Source organism: Neorhizobium sp. JUb45, assembly GCF_004343585.1.
Lineage (GTDB): Bacteria > Pseudomonadota > Alphaproteobacteria > Rhizobiales > Rhizobiaceae > Neorhizobium.
This window is the reverse complement of sequence record NZ_SLYW01000003.1, coordinates 752637-769810: the sequence shown is the minus strand read 5'-3', so window position 1 is coordinate 769810 and position 17174 is coordinate 752637. Positions and strand designations below refer to the sequence as shown.

Genomic DNA, 17174 nt, shown 5'->3' with positions numbered 1-17174 from the left:
GACCACGTGCCGCTCGCCCGAAAACCGTGCGGACAGGTGAGCATGTCAGACCCCCAAAACATTCTGGAAGCGAAAGCCATTGCCAAGAGCTTTCTCGGCAATGTCGCGCTCGACAATGTCGATTTTTCGCTGCGACGTGGAGAGATCCATGCGCTGCTGGGCGAAAACGGCGCTGGCAAATCGACCCTGATCAAGATCCTTACCGGCGTCTACAGCCGCGACAGCGGCACGATCCGTCTGGATGGCGAGGACGTGTCTCCCGCCAATGTCGGCGAAGCGCAGGTGCTTGGCATCGGCACCGTCTATCAGGAGGTCAATCTTCTGGAAAACCTGACGGTGGCGGAAAACCTGTTTCTCGGCCGTCAGCCGCGCCGTTTCGGCCTCACCGACCGCCGCGAAATGCGCCGCCGATCGCGTGACCTGCTGGCCCGTTACGGGCTGGATATCGATGTCGATGCGCTGCTCTCCACCTATTCCGTCGCCATCCGCCAGATCATCGCCATTGCCCGCGCCGTCGACCTGTCCGGCAAGGTCCTGGTGCTCGATGAGCCGACCGCCAGCCTCGATGCGCAGGAGGTGGAAGTCCTGTTTTCCGTGCTGCGCAAGTTGAAGGCAGACGGGCTCGGTATCATTCTGATTACCCATTTTCTCAATCAGGTCTATGCGGTGGCCGACCGCGTGACCGTGCTGCGCAACGGCCGATTGGTCGGCAGCCGCGATATCGACGGTCTGCCGCGCATGGAGCTGATCTCGATGATGCTCGGCCGCGAGCTGCAGCATGTGACGCGCGACCATCAGGCCAGCGAAGGCGATGTGCCGACCGGCGAGGCCGCGATCCATTTCAACGACTATGGCAAGCGCGGCAGCATCTCGCCCTTCGATCTCGCCATTCGGCCCGGTGAAGTGGTCGGCATTGCCGGGCTTCTGGGTTCAGGCCGCAGCGAAACCGCCTTCCTTCTGTTCGGCATCGACCGCGCCGACAGCGGCACGGCGACGGTGGATGGCAGCGAGATCTCGCTCACCTCGCCGGAAGCCGCGATCGCCAACGGTTTCGGTTTCTGTCCCGAAGAACGCAAGAGCGACGGCATTATCGGCGATTTTTCCGTGGCCGAGAACATCGCGCTGGCGCTTCAGGCGCGGCAGGGCTGGGCAAAACCGATCCCCTCGCGCCAGCGGCAGGCGCTTGCCGCCGAATTCATCCGCTCGCTGGATATCCGCCCCGCCGATCCCGACCGGCCGATCAAATTCCTCTCCGGCGGCAACCAGCAGAAGGCGATCCTCGCCCGCTGGCTTGCCACAAATCCACGCCTGCTGATCCTCGACGAACCGACGCGCGGCATCGATATCGGTGCGCATGCGGAAATTCTGAAAATGATCGAAAAACTCTGCACCGAGGGCATGTCGCTCGTCGTCATCTCATCCGAACTGGAGGAACTGACGGCGATTGCCCACCGCGTCATCGTTCTTTCCGACCGCAAGCACATTGCCGAGCTTTCCGGCGCAGACGTGACGGCCGACAACATCATGCACGCCATTGCCGCCCCGAACCGGACGGAGGCCGCATGATGAACAGCGTCACCCGCCGCCTGCGACGCCTTGCCCCGCAACTGATCGCGCTTGTCGTCATTCTGGCAATGATCACCGCCGTCGCCCCCGGCTTTCTCAATCTCTCCATCGCCAATGGCCGCATCTATGGCAGCCTGATCGACGTGCTGGTCCGCGCAGCCCCTGTGGCATTGCTGACGATCGGCATGACGCTGGTCATCGCCACGCGTGGTATCGACCTGTCGATCGGTGCAGTCATCGCCATCTGTGGCGCGGTCGCGGCCAGCCTTGTGACACAGGGCTACAGTCTGCCCGTCGTCATTCTCGTGTCGCTCGGCGTCGGCCTGATCTGCGGCCTGTGGAACGGCATGCTGGTGGCGCTTCTCGACATCCAGCCGATCATCGCCACGCTGATCCTGATGGTGGCCGGTCGCGGCATCGCCCAGCTGATCACCGAGGGCGCCATCCTCACCTTCAACGACGACACATTTGCCGCCCTCGGCTCCGGCTCCTTTGCAGGCGTGCCGTTGCCGATCCTGATCTGGCTGGCGATGGCGATGGTGGTCGGTCTGCTGGTGCGGCGCTCGGCACTCGGTTTTCTGATCGAGGCGACCGGCATCAACCGCCGCGCCGCGACGCTTGCCGGCGTGCGGGCCAAATTCCTGATCTTTTTCGTCTACGCCATTTCCGGCCTGATGGCCGCCGTTGCCGGCCTGATCGTCACCGCCGACATCCGCGGTGCCGATGCCAACAATGCAGGCCTGTGGCTGGAACTGGATGCCATCCTTGCTGTCGTGATCGGCGGCACCTCGCTGAATGGCGGACGATTTTCCATCACCGCCTCGCTCCTGGGCGCGCTGATCATCCAGTCGATCAATACCGGCATTCTGGTTTCGGGCTTTCCGCCGGAATTCAACCTGATCATCAAGGCCGTCATCATCGTCATCGTGCTGACCCTGCAATCGCCGGCACTGCTGACGCTGACCGCTTTCCTGCGCTTCTGGCGCAAGCGGCCAGAAATCATGCCTCCGACCAAACGAAGCGAGGTCAATGATACCGACGTGAAGGGAACTGCACGATGATCCACAGCCGCAACCTTCCCTTCGTCACCACGCTTGCCATCTTCATCATCGCCTACGCGCTTTGCGCCATACAGTTTCCGGCCATGCTGTCGACCCGCGTGATCGGCAATCTGCTTGTCGACAACGCCTTTCTCGGCATTGCGGCGGTCGGCATGACTTTTGTCATCCTGTCGGGCGGCATCGATCTGTCGATCGGCTCCGTCATCGCCTTCACCAGCGTCTTCGTGGCCGTCACGGTCGGCACACTCGGCCTGCATCCGCTCACCGCCTTCGCACTGGTTCTGGTCATCTCCACCGCGTTCGGCAGCGCCATGGGCGCGATGATCCGTTACTTGCAGATCCCGCCCTTCGTGGTGACGCTGGCCGGCATGTTTCTCGCACGCGGCGCCGCCTATCTGATCTCGACCCAGTCCGTGCCGATCTCGCACCCGTTCCTCGATACGATCCAGGGTTTTTATTTCCGCTTTCCCGGCGGTGGACGACTGACGGCGATGTCGATGCTGATGATCGCGGTTTTCATCATCGGCGGCATCATCGCGGCGCGCACCCGTTTTGGCGCCAATGTCTATGCGCTCGGGGGCAATCCGCAATCTGCCGAACTGATGGGCGTGCCGGTCGGGCGCACCACGATCGGCATCTATGCGACATCCGGTTTTCTGTCCGGGCTCGCCGGCATTGCCTACACGCTCTACACCTCCTCCGGGTATTCGCTGGCGACGGTGGGCGTGGAACTCGACGCGATCGCCGCGGTTGTCATCGGCGGCACGCTGCTGACCGGCGGCACCGGGCTGATCGCCGGCACGTTCATCGGCATTCTCATCCAGGGCCTGATCCAGACCTACATCGTTTTCGACGGCACTTTGTCCTCATGGTGGACGAAAATCGTCATTGGAATCCTGCTCTTTGTGTTCATCGTGTTGCAGCGCGGCATCATCTGGTATTCAAACAGGCGCATCGATATCGCACGCCTGAAGGGGGTATGAATTGGGACTGCTGGAAACGACGATTAGCGGACGCAAAAGACGCAGCAGCCACGCGCATGTGGTTGCCGGCCTCGGCAGCGCCATCGTTTCCGGCGAAATTCCGGAGGGTTCCATCCTGCCGGGCGACAACGATCTGTCCGCCCGCTTCGGCGTATCACGCACCGTGCTGCGCGAAGCGATGAAGACGCTGACCGCCAAACGGCTGATCGAGCCGAAGGCACGCGTCGGCACCCGCGTTTTGCCGCGCGACAGCTGGAATTTCTTCGATCCTGATGTACTGGGCTGGCGCTGCGATGCCGGCATTGATCACGCATTCATCGATTACATCGCCGAGATGCGCAACGCGCTGGAACCTGCGGCAGCCGCCGCCGCCGCTGTGCGCGCAACCAGCGACGACATCGTTGCGCTTTATGCCATTGCAGCGCGCTTCGACGATCTGTCTCACACGCCGGAAACCATCGCCAAGGTCGATCTCGAATTCCATCTCGCCGTCGCCCGCATGTCCGGCAACCCGTTCATGCGCTCCGCCAGCGCGCTGATCGAGGCGGCGCTGGCGATCTCGTTCCAGCTTTCGTCGCCTGCCGCATCACCGGAAAAGATCGACGAAGTGGCGAGCAACCACTTGCGTATTGCCCATGCAATCGCCTCGCGCGATCCGGCCAAGGCGATCGCCGCCATGCAGCATGTCATCGATGTCGGCAAGAGCCGTATTCTCGGTTCGATGGACCGCGCATCGGAGCTGGAAAAAGTGGCAACCTGACAGCTTTTGCATGGCCGCTTGACCGCATACGAGAAGTCTCTATCTGGGCGGCATGAGCACCAGCAAATCCGGCCAGAATGTCACGTCCCGCTCCCGCCACCTGCGGGAGAACCTGCAGCGTATAGAACGTGGGCGCGATAACTGGGCGCTACGCTGGCAGGCGCTGCTGGCCTGTATCGACCTCGCCATTCTCGCCTTCTTCCTGCTCGGCCCGTATTTGAGAAGCGGCCCGAGCTACCTGATTATCGATTACATGATCGCGGTGTGGATCGCCGGCGAACTCACGGCACGCGCGATTGCCGCGCCATCGTTCTGGACATTCGCCAAACGGCCGATGACCTGGATCGACCTGTTCATTCTGGCGACGCTGTTGTTTCCCACCGCGCTGTTCAACTTTGCCTTCCTGCGCATCATGCGGCTCTGGGCGATCAGCAACAGTGCATTGTTCAAGACGATCCTGAGAAAAGCCGGCTGCGCCGATGTTCACGACGTCATCAGGGCCGTCATCAACTTCCTCGTCTTTCTCTTCGTCATGACCGGCTTCGTTTATACGAGCTTCTTTTACGATCGGCCGGGCGGCGAGGGGTTTGTCGATGCGCTATACTTTACTGTTGCAACCGTGACGACCACCGGGTTCGGCGACATCACCCTGCCCGGCACGATCGGCAAGCTGACCTCGGTATTGACCATGATCATCGGCATATCGCTGTTCGTGCGCCTCGCGCAGGCGGTGGTGCGGCCCTACAAGGTCACATTTCCTTGCCCGGAATGCGGTTTGCAGCGTCATGATGCAGACGCCGTCCACTGCAAGGCCTGCGGCCACATCCTCAACATTCCGGATGAAGGAATGTGATAGGACCGCCTGGAAATTTTACGCTTTCCGCCGCGTTCGCTCGAAGCAGACGATACCAGACCAACCACATCCCGGATAAAATTGGCGCATGAGCAGATTCAACGAGATCGAGATCGCACTTGTCGAGCGGCTTCGCGTCCTCAAGGCCAAACCGGAAAAGACCATCAATCTCGTGGACATCAGCACGCCGCTGAATGCCGCGGGATATGCACGTGACGAGATACTCGCGGTTCTGTCGGCACTGGAGCAGGATGGCATCCTGGCGTTTGCCCCCGGCGACAGAATTCGTATCCTGAAGGTTTTGCCCGCGTGACGGATCATCGTCCGCGCACCTATGCGAAACGCTTTCAAGCCGTCATCGCAGAGTTTGGCAGCGGCAATCACGAATACTTTAGAACGGCATAAAACTCTTGAATTCTGTTCTTTGTGCCGCACCTAACACCTCCCGCACGACACATTATTGGATGACAAGCAGGACGACGCAGTGCAGATAGCCCGAAAGACCGCAGCAAAACCGACCATCCTCCTTCTCGAAGACGATCTGCTTCTGGCGATGGATATGGAAGATTTTCTCGACGATCGGGGTTATCGTATCGCAGGCCCTTATGGACGGGTGGACCAGGCGCTGGAGGCTGCGGAGAGCATGCATCTCGATGGTGCGGTCGTTGATCTCAACCTACATGGCGAAACATCGTTGCCGGTTATCGATCTGTTGCGGCAACGTGGCGTGCCGGTGATCGTTTGCAGCGGCTATGCCGAGCTTCCCGAACTGAAACAGAAGCTGACCGGATTGCCCTTGCTGGCAAAACCATGGAACCCGCAGAAGCTTGATCTGCTGCTGAACGATGTGTTCGAGGCCGTAGCGAAATAGATCTATTTGGTTCGACAGGAAATTATCGGCAACACCTTAACGTCCAGAACAATAATGCAGCGTCACCACGAGGCGGTGCGATAATGCATTTCTCCATCAGTGATATAAAATCACAATTTCAGACAGTAAAACCTCCTAGTCGGACAATTTTAATTCAGCAATTCGGCTTCACTGCTTCGAAATTAGTTTCGCGTATATTGCGGAATATCGAAATTCAGAATTGCAATTAGGGGGTCCCAGATCAACACACTAAGCTTCCGGTTGCGAAAACAATCATTTCGCACGAACCCGGACGGCTGTGACTTGAGCTGGAACAATTATCTGGAGCTCACACATGCCTCTTTCCATATCGTCGGATGCCGCGCGCATCCTCAAGGCCATGAGCCGTTCGCAGGCCATCATCGAGTTTGATCCGAGTGGACGTGTGCTGGCGGCTAACGAGAATTTTTGCGCCGCGATGGGTTATGCCGCATCAGAAATCGTCGGCCAGCATCACAAGCTGTTCGTGCCGCCGGAAGAAGCGGCAAGCGAAGACTATCGGCAGTTCTGGGCAAAGCTCGGTCGCGGTGATTTCGATCGCCGCCAGTACAAGCGCATCGGCAAGGGCGGACGTGAAGTCTGGATCGAGGCTTCCTACAATCCGGTCCTTCGTGGCGACAAGGTCTACAAGGTCGTCAAGTTCGCGACCGACATTACCGAGGCCAAGCTGAAGGCTGCCGACGATGCCGGCAAGATTGCCGCTGTTTCCCGCGCGCAGGCCGTGATCGAGTTCACGCCCGAGGGCAAGATCCTCAGTGCCAACGAGAACTTCCTGCAGACAGTGGGTTACCAGCTGAGCGAGATCATCGGCCAGCATCACGCGATGTTCTGCGACAACGATTACATTCATGGAAATGAATACCGAGGTTTCTGGACCCGGCTGCAGGGCGGCGAATTTCTCGCCTCCGAATTTAAGCGCGTCGGCAAGGGCGGACGCATCATCCATATTCAGGCGTCTTACAACCCGATTTTCGACATGAATGGCAAGGTGTTCAAGGTCGTGAAATTCGCGACCGACATTACCGGTCGCGTCAACAATGTCGATATTCTTGCGGACGGCCTTAACCATCTGGCCGCCGGCGATCTGGCCAGCAGGCTTGAGCAGCCGTTCATTCCCTCTCTGGAACGCCTGCGGGTGGATTTCAATCTGACGGCACAGCGCCTGTGCGAAGCGATGACGACCGTTGCCCGCAATGCAAGTGGCATTGCCGCCGCTTCCGCCGAAGTTCGCAGCGCTTCCGACGATCTTTCCAGGCGCACCGACGATCAGGCCGCATCCGTGGAAGAGACGGCCGCCGCACTTGAAGAGATCACCACCACCGTTGCCGACAGCAGCCGCCGCGCCCATGAGGCCGGCAAACTGGTGGAAACCACCCGCACTAATGCCGAACAATCCGGCGTGGTCGTGCGTGAGGCGATCTCCGCCATGGGTGCCATCGAAAACTCGTCGCGCGAGATTTCCAACATCATCAGCGTTATCGACGAGATCGCATTCCAGACCAACCTTCTGGCGCTGAATGCCGGCGTCGAGGCCGCACGTGCCGGCGAGGCGGGCAAAGGTTTTGCCGTGGTTGCCCAGGAAGTGCGCGAACTGGCACAGCGTTCGGCGAAGGCCGCCAAGGAAATCAAGGGATTGATTACCGCTTCGGCAGCCCAGGTGAAGGAAGGGGTGACCCTTGTGGACCGCACAGGCGCCGCTCTCGACCAGATCGTCATCCAGGTACAGCAGATCAGCGGCAATGTCGCAGCAATCGTCGAATCCGCCCGCGAACAGTCGACTGGGCTCATCGAGATCAACAAGGCGGTCAACACGATCGACCAGGGCACGCAGCAGAACGCGGCCATGGTCGAACAGTCCAACGCCGCAGCCCAGGCACTCGCCGCCGAGGCGGAAGACCTGTTCAGGCTGATCGCCCAGTTCAATGTCGGCAATGCCGTGCATGGACAGAGACAGGCCGTGGAAGCATCGTTCAGCCGCTCCGCAGCACCGGCGGCAAGATCTGCAGCCAGACCGGCACAGCCGCGCGCCGTCGCTCCGGCAATGCCGAAGCAGGCACCGAAGCGCGCTGCTACCCCCGCCTTCCACGGCAATGCGGCACTTGCTCAGGACAATTGGGAAGAATTCTGACCTGGCAATTATCAAATGTGAATGACGGGCGCAGGGAGACCTGCGCCCTTGCCTGTTGTGGTGGCGGAGCATTGAACCGAAATCGGGTTCGGGCGTTTACATCAAGCGCGTCCTGCCTATGTTGGCCTGACGACGCCGGAAAATTGATGATTATCAAGCGGCCGGTCAAAGCGAAACTTTCGCCAACTTCGGAGTACCAGTGTGAACCTGCCGGATCTTGATCTTGAGACCTGTGCGCAGGAACCGATACACATCCCCGGAGCGATACAGCCGCACGGTGCGATGATCGTGCTGCGCGCGTCCGACATGCTCGTGCTGCAGGCGAGCGTCAATGTTGCTGATTTTCTCGACCATCCGATTGAAGCCGGCAAGACAATCGGTGGCGTGATCAGCACGCATCGCGCTGACATTCTTGCCTGGCATGCCTCGGAAGAACCGCGGCTGCAGATCCAGACCGACAATCTCAGCCTCGATTTTCATCGCTCCGGCGACATGATCATTGTCGAGGTGGAAAAGCTGCCGGACGGTCTCGCCGACCATGTTTTCCTACGCTTTCGCGGTTTTGCCCAGCAACTGGCCGGCCAGCAGGACTTGTCCGGTGCGCTCTCAACCACCGTCCGGCTGATCGAGAAACTGACCGGGTTCGATCGGGTGCTGGCCTATCGTTTCGACAGGGACTGGAACGGCCATGTGGTGGCGGAAGCCGGCAATGGGCGTCTGCCGTCCTACATGGACCTGCGTTTTCCGGCCGGCGACATTCCGGCGCAGGCGCGCGCGTTATACGCCTCCAACCACGTCCGCATGATCCCGGATGTGGACTATAACCCGGTGGCGGTGGAGCCAGCCGTCAATCCGCAGACAAGTGCGCCGCTCGACATGAGTTCGGCGCAACTGCGCAGCGTTTCGCCGATCCATCTCGAATACATGCGCAACATGGGGACATCGGCCTCGATGTCGGTCTCGATCATGGTCGATGGCCAGTTATGGGGCCTGATCGCCTGCCACAGTCATGAGCCGCACAACGTGTCTGTCGTCACCCGCGAGGCCTGCGATTTCATTGTCCAGACGCTGGCCATGCGCATTGCCGCGCAGGAACATGCCGGCAGCGCTGCCCACAGCGTGACGCTTGCACGCATTCAGGGCCGGTTGCTGGGTACCATGAGTGCAAGCCACTATTGGCTGGATGGTTTGATTTCCAACCCGGAAGACCTGCTGGCGCAGGTTTCTGCCTCCGGGGCCGCCATCATCAGCGGCGGCGATTACCACAGCGTCGGAGAGACGCCTGCAGAGGACGAGGTCCGCCAGATCATCGACTGGCTGGCGGATCGCGCCGAAACCGAACTCTATTCCACCGACACGCTGCCGGCGGAAATGCCAGAGGCGACGGATTTTGCCACGGTGGCCAGCGGCATCATCGCCATCCGCATTTCCGAACTGCATGAAAGCTGGCTGATCTGGTTCCGTCCGGAAGTGCTCAGCACCGTCGAATGGGGCGGCAATCCGCACAAGGTGGTGCACGAGCAGGGCCGCATTCATCCGCGCGTTTCCTTCGAGCGCTGGAGCGAGCAGGTGCGCCTGCATTCTGTCGCATGGGTCGATGCCGAAATCACCGCCGCCCGCGACCTGCGCGCCGCAATCGTCGGCATCGTGCTGCGCAAGGCCGAGGAACTGGCACAGCTGAGCAGCGAGTTGCAGCGTTCCAACAAGGAGCTGGAGGCGTTTTCCTATTCCGTCTCGCACGATCTGCGTGCGCCGTTTCGCCATATCGTCGGTTTTGCCCAGTTGCTGCGCGAGCGGGAAAACACGCTGGATGCCAAGTCGAAACACTATCTGGAAACGATCTCCGATGCGGCGCTTGCGGCCGGCCGGCTGGTCGATGACCTCCTGAATTTTTCACAGCTCGGCCGTGCCGCGATTGCGCACAAGACGGTGGACATGAACAAGCTGGTCGCCGAAGTGGTGCGAAGCGTCATGCTGACCAATCAGGACCGCGATATCGAATGGTCGATCGGCGTGTTGCCGCCCGCCTGGGGCGATGCGACGCTGCTGCGGCAGGTCTGGTTCAACCTCGTTGAAAACGCCGTCAAATATTCCCGCCCACGTCAGCCTGCAAAGATTTCCGTCACCGGCAGCAGTGCAGACGACCGCACGACCTACACCCTGACCGACAACGGCGTCGGTTTCGACATGGCCTATGTGGACAAGCTGTTCGGCGTGTTCCAGCGGCTGCAGCGGGTGGAGGATTTCGAGGGTACGGGCATCGGCCTTGCCCTTGTACGTCGAATCATCGAACGACACTTCGGCACCATTCGTGGTGAGGGTGAAGTCGATAAAGGTGCCACCTTCCTATTTGTTTTACCGAAAGAGGGGAAAGGAAAGATCCTTGCCTGAACTGCGCCCGATATTGCTTGTCGAAGACAACCCGCGCGACCTTGAACTGACGCTTGCGGCGCTGGAAAAATGCCAGCTGGCCAACGAGATCGTCATTGCCCGTGATGGTGCCGAGGCGATGGATTACCTGCTTGGCCAGGGTCCCCATGCCGGTAAGGACGGTGGCAACCCGACCGTGGTGCTGCTGGACCTGAAACTGCCCAAGATCGACGGGCTGGAAGTGCTTGAAAAGATCAAGAAGGACCAGAAGCTGCGCCACATTCCGGTGGTGATGCTGACGTCTTCGCGAGAGGAGCAGGATCTCGTTCGCTCCTACGAACTCGGCGTCAACGCCTTCGTGGTGAAGCCGGTCGAGTTCAACGAATTTTTCAAGGCGATCCAGGACCTCGGCGTCTTCTGGGCCATCCTCAACGAACCGCCACCGGGATCCAGATAATGCCCCTTGAACATGCCCCCGCGCGCCCACGTATTCTTCTGCTCGAGGATAGCCCGCTCGACGCCGAACTGATCGCCGAATATCTGGAGAAGATCTCGCCGGTGCCGGAAATCCGCCGGGCGGCTTCGCGTGCGGCCTATGTGAAGGCCTTGGGCGAGCGTGACTTCGACGTGATCCTGTCTGATTTTTCGCTGCCGGATTTCGACGGCATGTCGGCACTGGAACTGGCCGCCGCGCAGGTGCCGGATGTGCCGTTCATCTTCGTGTCCGGCGTGCTGGGCGAGGAAGTGGCGATCGAATCTTTCCGCCGCGGCGCGACCGATTATGTGCTGAAGCAGCGGCTGATCCGCCTGCCGGCCGCGGTCGAACGGGCACTGGCCGAGGCACGCGAACGCACCGAGCGCCGCCGCGCCGAGCACCAGAAAGAGCTGCTGGTCCGTGAGCTGAGCCACCGGGTGAAAAACACCATGGCGATGGTGATGTCGATCGTGCGACGAACGGCCCGCAACAGCGGCACGGTGGAAAGTTACGTCGAGAACCTCAGCGGTCGCCTGCGCGCGATGGCGGATGCACATGCCTTGCTGTTTGAAAGCAACTGGACCGATGCCGAACTGCTGCAGGTGCTGGAACGGACGATCACGCCGCATGAACAGGGCAACCGTTTTGAGATCGTTGCCGGCCCGGTCATTCATCTCGACCCCAAGGCCGCGCTGGCGCTGAGCCTTGCCTTCAACGAGTTGATGACCAACGCGATCAAATACGGCGCGCTTTCCAATGCAGACGGCCGTGTCGGCATTGAATGGTCGCGCGAGGAGATCGATGGCGAGCCGTGGCTTGCCCTGCATTGGCGCGAGATCGACGGCCCGGCCGTGGAGCCGCCACAGGAAGACGGTTTTGGCACGACGTTGATCCAGCGCAGCATCCGCTACGAATTGCGCGGCGAAACCACGCTGGATTATGCCACAACAGGCCTGATCTGCGACATACGGTTTCCGCTGTCGCAGGGCGACGAGAACATCATCAGCTAGAGCCGATCTCGGACAGCACTTCCTCGAGTGCGCCGAGAAACACATCGGCATTGTCTTGTATAAAGGGAAGCGGTGGCCGGATTTTCAGCACGTTGCCCCCGCTGCCGGATGCGCTGATCAGCACACGCCGATCCCGCAAGGCGTTGACCACCTTGAGAGACAGTGCGCCATCCGGCTCACGGCTTTGCCGGTCCTTCACGAATTCCAGCCCGAGGAACAGACCGGCGCCCCTGATATCGCCGATCTGTTCGAACCGATCCTGCAGACGGCGCATGCCGGCCAGCATGTAATCACCGGTCACCTGCGCGTTCTGCATCAGACCTTCACCCTCGATCACATCCAGCACCGCGGAAGCTGCAGCAATCGAGACGTTGTTGGCGCCGAACGTGTTGAAGTAGCGGATATCCTGTCCGAATTTTTCCTGTATCTCCGATTTCATCACGGCGGCGGCGATCGGCATGCCGTTGCCCATCGGCTTGCCCATGACGACGATATCGGGCACGACGCCATGGCGCATGAAACCCCACATATGCGATCCCAGACGTCCGAAACCGGGCTGCACTTCATCGGCAATGTAGAGAACGCCTTCGCCTTTCAGCAGATCGGCAACGGGTTTCAGCAAACCGGCAGGATCGGCAAAAATGCCATCGGTGGAAAAGATGCCATCGGCGATGAAGGCGGCGGGAACGATGCCGCGCCGACGCATATGGGCAATCGCCTTCGCCACATCTTCCGCCAGTGCCTGCCCGACATCACGGCCTTCGGCGCGATAGGTATCGGGTGCCGGAACCGTCAGCACATGCTGGCCGAGCGGCATATTTGGCCCGAGCGACGGCGAGATTTCCGCAGCCGAGGCGGTTACCCCGTGATAAGCGTTTTCGGTGATGATGAGGCCAGTGCCGCCGGTGTAATAGCGCGCCAGCCGCAAGGCGAGATCCACCGCCTCGCTGCCGGTGCAGGTATACATGACGCGGTCGAGTTCGGCCGGAAACGTCGCCAGCAAGCGTTCGGAGTAATCGAGGATCTGTTCGCCGAGATAGCGGGTATGGGTGTTGAGTTCGGCCGCCTGCCGGGCGATTGCCTGCGTGACATGCGGATGGCAATGGCCGACCGAGGGCACGTTGTTATAGGCATCGAGATAGGCCTCGCCATCCGGTCCATACAGCCACACGCCTTCAGCCCGCGTGACATGCACCGGCGTTTCGTAAAACAGCCGATAGGACGGACCGAGCAGCGCCTGCCGCCGCTCTATCAGCTTTCGCTCGCGCTCCGGCAGGCTGCCGAGCCGGGCGGCATCGAAACCGTTGACCATGGTTGCGGTCGGCTTGCCGGAAACGGGCTTGTTCATGGTCTTCATCCTTGTCGATTGGCGGCGCGCAGGCGTTCGATTGCCTTGTGCTTCGGGATAGCGTCAAGCCGCGCCAGCTGTTCCCAGACACTGGCGCTTCGGATCGTCAGACGTTCGGCATCCTCCGGAAACAGTTTTGCCCGCCATTGCGGGATGGCAAGCCGCATCACCAGCCGCATGACGGCGGCCGTATAGACGAGGTCGATTTCCGTATCGGAGAGGGTGCATTCGCTACGATAGCCCCTGATCAGATCACACATGGCTTCCACCGGATCGGGTTCGGACCCGATCTGATAGGCGGCCGCCACGCCGACATCGAAAAGAACAGGCGCATGCACCATATCGCCGAAATCGATGATGCCGGTAATCTCGTCGGGCCTGTCGGGATCGACCAGAATGTTTTCCATGTTGAAGTCGTTATGGATCACCTGCGATGGCAGCGACGCCATCACCGGTACGATCTCCCTCTCGAAATCGTCGATCACCTTTTCCAGCCGTGTCCGCTGGCTGATGTCGGTGAAGGCCGGCATGAGGTCGCGCATGCCCATTGCATGTTTCATGTCCCAGGTGATGCGGTGGGATGCTGCCTCGTGGACAAAGCTTTTCAAGGCCTTTTGCATGCGCCCGAGCAGCGCGCCTATTTTTTGGCGCTGCAACGTCGAATGCGGTGACGTGCGTTGCGCCATGCCGGGCACAAAGGTCACCATGCGCACACCACGTTCGCCGCCGTCATCGGCTACGAAACGAAAGTCAGCCGCGCCTTCCCGTGTTTTGATAATGCGCTGGACCGGAATGCCGGGGTCTCTGGCTTCCACATGCAGCAATGCCTGACTGTGCATGGCCGTGACTTGTGGATCCTCGGCCGGGTTGAGGATCTTCAGCAGATAGGCCGTGCCATCCTCGAGTGTGAGCCGATAATTGCTGTCCTTTTCGCCCCACAGCCATTCGGCCCGGCCGACGAGACCATAATGTTCGCGGGCGATCATCTCTGCCTGATCCGGCGGCACGGCGACCGCGCCGGTTTCCAGTTCGGCACCGAGGACTCTTGATGCAGCAGTCTTTGTCATGACGGCAATATTCCGTTTTCGCTGTTACGCCGGCACGGCCATGCGATCTCCCGTGGCGATACCCACAGGAGAAAGCGCCGGGCCTGAGCGGGAAAACGTCAGACGTCTTCCCGCATCGGTTCCTGTCAGGCTCGGGCCTGCTGCACGATGTCGAGTGCCCGCTTCAGCGCCGCAAACATATCGTCGATCTGTTCGGCGGTGATGATCAGCGGCGGGCAGAAGCAGATCGCCTCGCCGATATTGCGGACGATGACGCCCTCGTCCTGCAGGACGGCATTGATCGCGGCAGCGGCATCACCGGGATTGGCATCCGCCCATGGCTTGATTTCCAGCGCGCCGAGCAGGCCGACACCGCGCGATGATTGGGCAAGCGGATGTTTTGCAAGTTCCGCCAGACCGCCGAGGAATTTTTCCTCCAGCCGGGCCGCATTGCCCACCAGATCGCGCTCCTGAATGATCTTCAGGTTTTCCAGCCCGACGGCGGTCGCCACCGGATGACCGGAGGCGGTAAAGCCGTGACCGAACACGCCGATACGGTCGCTCTCATCGGCGATAGGCTGATAGAAATTGTCGTTCATCAGGATTGCCGAGAGCGGCATGTAGGACGACGAAATCTGCTTGGAGAGAACCAGCACGTCGGGCTCGATGCCATAGGTCTCGCAAGCGAACATTTTACCGGTGCGGCCGAAGCCGCAGATGACTTCGTCGGCAACCAGCAGGATGTCGTATTTCCTGAGAATCTTCTGGACACCCGCCCAATAACCGGCAGGCGGCACCAGCACGCCGCCGGCACCCATCACCGGCTCGCCCCAAAAGGCGGCAACCGTTTCCGGTCCTTCCTTGAGGATCAGGTCTTCGAGGTCCTTCAGCATGCGCGTCGTGAAATCGGCTTCGCTTTCGCCTTCAAGACCAAAATGCGTGTAGGACGGGCAGGACGTATGCACCATCCGGTCCAGCGGAAGATCAAAACTCTCGTGGTTGCGCGGCAGGCCGGTGATCGAGCCGGACGCGATGGTCACACCATGATAGCCCTTGATGCGGCCGATGATCTTCTTCTTGTCCTTTTTGCCCAGCGCATTGGAGCGGTACCAGACCATTTTGCAGGCAAGATCGTTGGCTTCGGAACCGGACGAGGTGAAATGCACCTTAGACATCGGAACAGGTGCCATCTTGACCAGCATCTCGGCGAGATCGATCGACGGGCCGCTGCTCTTGTAGGCGAAACTGTGATAATAGGGCAGCTTGTCCATCTGCGCCTTGGCCACATCCGAAAGACGCTTCTCGCCAAAACCGAGCGCCACCGACCAAAGGCCGGCCAGTCCCTCGATATAACGCTTGCCGGTATTATCGGTGACGTAGATGCCGTCGCCGCTTTCGATCACCAGACCGCCGGTCTTTTCATATTTCCGGAGATTCACCATCGGGTGCATCTGGTAGGCCATGTCGCGGGCTTCCGCCGAGTTCGGCTGGATGGTCATATGCTGCTCCTTCGTTCCCTTGTTATTGCAACCCCGAATTTCGAGGTTGATTTCCCAATTTTTAGCGCCGGCCCGATGCCCAGTCCATCAGACGTGCTGGCCACCATTGATATGGATTTCCGCGCCGTTGATATAGGACGACGTTTCGTTGCAGAGGAAGTAGATCGTCTCTGCCACTTCGCGCGTCGTACCCAGCCGGTTCATCGGCACCTGCGCACTGACGAGATCCGCCGTGCCAGGAGACAGGATGGCGGTATCGATCTCGCCGGGTGCGATGGCGTTGGCGCGGATGCCCATCGGACCATATTCATGGGCGAGTTCGCGGGTCAGCGCGGCAAGCCCCGCCTTCGATGCCGCATAGGCCACACCTGCAAACGGATGCACACGCGAGCCGACAATGGAGGTGACGTTGACGATCGAACCTTGGGCCGCCTTCAGCTCCGGCAACAGGGCGCGCGCCAGAAGGGCAGTCGAGATCAGGTTGACGTTCAGCACCCGCATCCATGTGGCGGCATCGGTATCGGCAACACCGAGACGGGAACCACCAGGACCTTTAGGAGAAATGCCGGCATTGTTGACCAGCGCTGCAAGCTTGCCATCCGGCAGACGCTCGCGCACCGTTGCGGCCAGTGCATCAATGCTGTCGATATCTTCGAGATCAGCCTGAATATGGCTTTCACGTGCGGAGGGCCAGCGGCATTCCTCTGAAAAAGGCTGCCGCGAAACCGTCAAAATCCGCCACCCATGTTCCTGGAAAAGCTTGACCGTGGCATGGCCAATGCCACGGCTGGCGCCGGTGAGAAGCATGTATTTGGTGGTCATGAAGCACTCCGCAAATGCGTGCAGTCGAACTGCGATGCCTCATGCTATCGTGCGTACTTTCCTTCTCAAGGTATTTCTTGCCGCGACTGCGAAGGGCAACAACCCATGGACACTATAAGTGCATAGATGATTACCTATAGGAGTATTCAGCAAAGGATGACCACAGCCTGACTTTAGGAAAAATGATGCAGATACGATGCCGGAAGAGCATGTTTATGGAAAAATTTTATTCCAAAATCGATTTGCATGGCGATTTATTGCCGCTGCAGACATTATTTTTATCAGAAAGAATTTCTAAACACTCGGTAGATTTTAGTCGTTGGACCCCTACCGGCACGCTGCA

General features: G+C 59.9%; 15 protein-coding genes. 11 read left to right on the top strand and 4 right to left on the bottom strand.

All coding sequences use genetic code 11. The features are described 5' to 3' along the window. The first annotated feature begins 42 nt into the window (after positions 1–42). The 11 genes from EDF70_RS16100 (at position 43) to EDF70_RS16050 (ending at position 12116) form a co-directional block, all read left to right on the top strand. Positions 43–1566 carry a sugar ABC transporter ATP-binding protein gene (locus tag EDF70_RS16100; RefSeq protein ID WP_132275413.1) on the top strand — a complete coding sequence of 508 codons (1524 nt, stop codon included), beginning with the start codon at positions 43–45 and terminating at the stop codon, positions 1564–1566. After that, entirely contained in the window at positions 1563–2627 is a 1065-nt protein-coding gene (locus EDF70_RS16095) for an ABC transporter permease (protein WP_132275410.1), read from the top strand. The genes EDF70_RS16100 and EDF70_RS16095 overlap by 4 nt, the downstream gene beginning before the upstream one ends. Beyond that, the gene (gene yjfF, locus EDF70_RS16090) at positions 2624–3610 is read left to right on the top strand and encodes a galactofuranose ABC transporter, permease protein YjfF (protein ID WP_132275407.1); all 987 of its coding nucleotides are present in this window, start codon (positions 2624–2626) and stop codon (positions 3608–3610) included. Before EDF70_RS16095 ends, yjfF begins: the two co-directional genes overlap by 4 nt. A 1-nt stretch (position 3611) precedes the next feature. Beyond that, the gene (locus EDF70_RS16085; RefSeq protein ID WP_132275404.1) at positions 3612–4370 is read left to right on the top strand and encodes a FadR/GntR family transcriptional regulator; all 759 of its coding nucleotides are present in this window, start codon (positions 3612–3614) and stop codon (positions 4368–4370) included. 52 nt (positions 4371–4422) lie between these two features. Further along, positions 4423–5223: a potassium channel family protein gene (locus EDF70_RS16080; RefSeq protein ID WP_132275401.1), complete on the top strand. Its 801-nt coding sequence runs from the start codon at positions 4423–4425 to the stop codon at positions 5221–5223. Between the two features lie 88 nt (positions 5224–5311). After that, positions 5312–5536 carry a hypothetical protein gene (locus tag EDF70_RS16075; protein WP_132275398.1) on the top strand — a complete coding sequence of 75 codons (225 nt, stop codon included), beginning with the start codon at positions 5312–5314 and terminating at the stop codon, positions 5534–5536. A gap of 171 nt (positions 5537–5707) precedes the next feature. Continuing rightward, positions 5708–6094: a response regulator gene (locus tag EDF70_RS16070; protein ID WP_245519192.1), complete on the top strand. Its 387-nt coding sequence runs from the start codon at positions 5708–5710 to the stop codon at positions 6092–6094. A gap of 334 nt (positions 6095–6428) precedes the next feature. Continuing rightward, on the top strand, positions 6429–8261 hold the full coding sequence (locus EDF70_RS16065) for a PAS domain-containing methyl-accepting chemotaxis protein (protein ID WP_132275395.1): 1833 nt from the start codon (positions 6429–6431) through the stop codon (positions 8259–8261). Positions 8262–8462: 201 nt separating this feature from the next. Next, a complete protein-coding gene (locus tag EDF70_RS16060; protein ID WP_132275392.1) occupies positions 8463–10652 on the top strand; it encodes an ATP-binding protein in 2190 nt (729 codons plus the stop codon). Then, on the top strand, positions 10645–11088 hold the full coding sequence (locus EDF70_RS16055) for a response regulator (protein WP_132275389.1): 444 nt from the start codon (positions 10645–10647) through the stop codon (positions 11086–11088). Before EDF70_RS16060 ends, EDF70_RS16055 begins: the two co-directional genes overlap by 8 nt. Then, complete coding sequence (locus tag EDF70_RS16050; RefSeq protein WP_132275386.1) at positions 11088–12116, top strand: HWE histidine kinase domain-containing protein; 1029 nt, start codon at positions 11088–11090, stop codon at positions 12114–12116. The genes EDF70_RS16055 and EDF70_RS16050 overlap by 1 nt, the downstream gene beginning before the upstream one ends. Here the strand turns inward: EDF70_RS16050 and EDF70_RS16045 are convergent. The 4 genes from EDF70_RS16045 to EDF70_RS16030 all read right to left on the bottom strand — a co-directional run bounded on the left by EDF70_RS16045 (position 12109) and on the right by EDF70_RS16030 (position 16831). Continuing rightward, positions 12109–13428, bottom strand: coding sequence for an aminotransferase class III-fold pyridoxal phosphate-dependent enzyme (locus tag EDF70_RS16045; protein ID WP_132275913.1), 1320 nt, complete (start codon positions 13426–13428; stop codon positions 12109–12111). The two genes, EDF70_RS16050 and EDF70_RS16045, sit on opposite strands and share 8 nt — an antisense overlap. A 41-nt stretch (positions 13429–13469) precedes the next feature. After that, entirely contained in the window at positions 13470–14531 is a 1062-nt protein-coding gene (locus EDF70_RS16040) for a phosphotransferase (protein ID WP_132275384.1), read from the bottom strand. A gap of 125 nt (positions 14532–14656) precedes the next feature. After that, positions 14657–16009 carry an aspartate aminotransferase family protein gene (locus EDF70_RS16035; protein ID WP_132275381.1) on the bottom strand — a complete coding sequence of 451 codons (1353 nt, stop codon included), beginning with the start codon at positions 16007–16009 and terminating at the stop codon, positions 14657–14659. Positions 16010–16096: 87 nt separating this feature from the next. Further along, the gene (locus EDF70_RS16030) at positions 16097–16831 is read right to left on the bottom strand and encodes an SDR family oxidoreductase (RefSeq protein WP_165932045.1); all 735 of its coding nucleotides are present in this window, start codon (positions 16829–16831) and stop codon (positions 16097–16099) included. Between the last annotated feature and the right edge of the window lie 343 nt (positions 16832–17174).

What these genes read in the sequence shown, in the direction of transcription:
- EDF70_RS16075 (WP_132275398.1), top strand. Translation starts at nt 5,312, where the DNA reads ATGAGCAGATTCAACGAGATCGAGATCGCACTTGTCGAGCGGCTTCGC.
- EDF70_RS16080 (WP_132275401.1), top strand. Translation starts at nt 4,423, where the DNA reads ATGAGCACCAGCAAATCCGGCCAGAATGTCACGTCCCGCTCCCGCCAC.
- EDF70_RS16050 (WP_132275386.1), top strand. Translation starts at nt 11,088, where the DNA reads ATGCCCCTTGAACATGCCCCCGCGCGCCCACGTATTCTTCTGCTCGAG.
- EDF70_RS16100 (WP_132275413.1), top strand. Translation starts at nt 43, where the DNA reads ATGTCAGACCCCCAAAACATTCTGGAAGCGAAAGCCATTGCCAAGAGC.
- EDF70_RS16095 (WP_132275410.1), top strand. Translation starts at nt 1,563, where the DNA reads ATGATGAACAGCGTCACCCGCCGCCTGCGACGCCTTGCCCCGCAACTG.
- yjfF (WP_132275407.1), top strand. Translation starts at nt 2,624, where the DNA reads ATGATCCACAGCCGCAACCTTCCCTTCGTCACCACGCTTGCCATCTTC.
- EDF70_RS16040 (WP_132275384.1), bottom strand. Translation starts at nt 14,531, where the DNA reads ATGACAAAGACTGCTGCATCAAGAGTCCTCGGTGCCGAACTGGAAACC.
- EDF70_RS16035 (WP_132275381.1), bottom strand. Translation starts at nt 16,009, where the DNA reads ATGACCATCCAGCCGAACTCGGCGGAAGCCCGCGACATGGCCTACCAG.
- EDF70_RS16045 (WP_132275913.1), bottom strand. Translation starts at nt 13,428, where the DNA reads ATGGTCAACGGTTTCGATGCCGCCCGGCTCGGCAGCCTGCCGGAGCGC.
- EDF70_RS16030 (WP_165932045.1), bottom strand. Translation starts at nt 16,831, where the DNA reads ATGACCACCAAATACATGCTTCTCACCGGCGCCAGCCGTGGCATTGGC.
- EDF70_RS16065 (WP_132275395.1), top strand. Translation starts at nt 6,429, where the DNA reads ATGCCTCTTTCCATATCGTCGGATGCCGCGCGCATCCTCAAGGCCATG.